Annotated in this window: 1 protein-coding gene and 1 pseudogene; both read left to right on the top strand. The window is 40.6% G+C overall.

Annotation, left to right across the window (positions count from 1 at the left end; all coding sequences use genetic code 11):
* Positions 1-40: 40 nt before the first annotated feature.
* A pseudogene (locus tag CWB80_RS21835) lies at positions 41-289 on the top strand (proline racemase family protein); the annotation flags it as partial.
* A partial coding sequence (locus CWB80_RS21840) for a M24 family metallopeptidase (RefSeq protein WP_138686311.1) occupies positions 286-977 on the top strand: 692 nt, incomplete at its 3' end. The pseudogene CWB80_RS21835 and the gene CWB80_RS21840, both read left to right, overlap by 4 nt.

Consider the following 977-nt stretch of genomic DNA (forward strand, 5'->3'; position numbering starts at 1 on the left):
CCATGTATGAATTTTTGCTTAGTGCGAATTAGATCGCAGCCCTACTGGTACCGGCGTGAGTGCCAGAGCTGCATTAGAGTTTGCAAAAGGCAGGCTTAAATTAGGACAGCAAATAAAAATAGAGAGTATTTTAGGCTCTATATTTTCAGTTGAGCTAAAAGCGCAACGCATGTTAGCTGATACCCATGCAGTAATACCTAGAGTGAGCGGTGAAGCTTTTGTCACTGGCAAACATACTTTTTTAATTGATCCAAATGATCCCCTAAAGCAAGGATTTATATTTCGATGAAAAATCAATTTACCTCTCGCCAACAATCTTTAAAACAGGCTTTGAGCAATAAGGGTTTAACGGCGTTACTCGTGTTAGGTCATGAAAATATTCGTTATTTAAGTGGTTTTAGCGGTAATGCTGCTTATGCGTTAATAACTGCTGAGAAATGTGTACTGATAACCGATTATCGCTATTTTGGTCGAGCTCAAGCAGAGTCTATTGGCTTTGAGGTTGTTAGCCGTGATCGTGATAGCGAAACATTAGGTCAGTGCATAAATCGTTTTTTAACGACTAATAGTCAATTAGGTTTTGATGCCGCTTTTATTGATGTTGCACTTTGGCAGCAAGTGGCAAGTGAGTTAACTAGTCATACAGTTACACAAGTTACCGGTATGGTTGAACGTTTACGCATGGTTAAAAATGATTGGGAAGTCGAGCAAATAAAAGCGGCTGCGGCCATTGCTGACGAAGCGCTTAGACAAACATTACCCTATTTTAAAGAAGGTGTAACAGAGCGAGACCTAGCGCTGGAACTTGAATTCAGAATGCAAAAACTAGGCTCTGAAGGAATGTCGTTTGCCACTATTTTAATGTTTGGAGAGCGTTGTGCACTGCCTCATGGCAGCCCGAGTGAACGTACTCTATCTAAAGGTGATTTTATTACTCTTGATTTTGGCGCAGTGGTCAATGGTTACCGTTCTGATAT

Source organism: Pseudoalteromonas sp. S1650, from assembly GCF_005887195.1.
Classification (GTDB): domain Bacteria; phylum Pseudomonadota; class Gammaproteobacteria; order Enterobacterales; family Alteromonadaceae; genus Pseudoalteromonas; species Pseudoalteromonas simplex.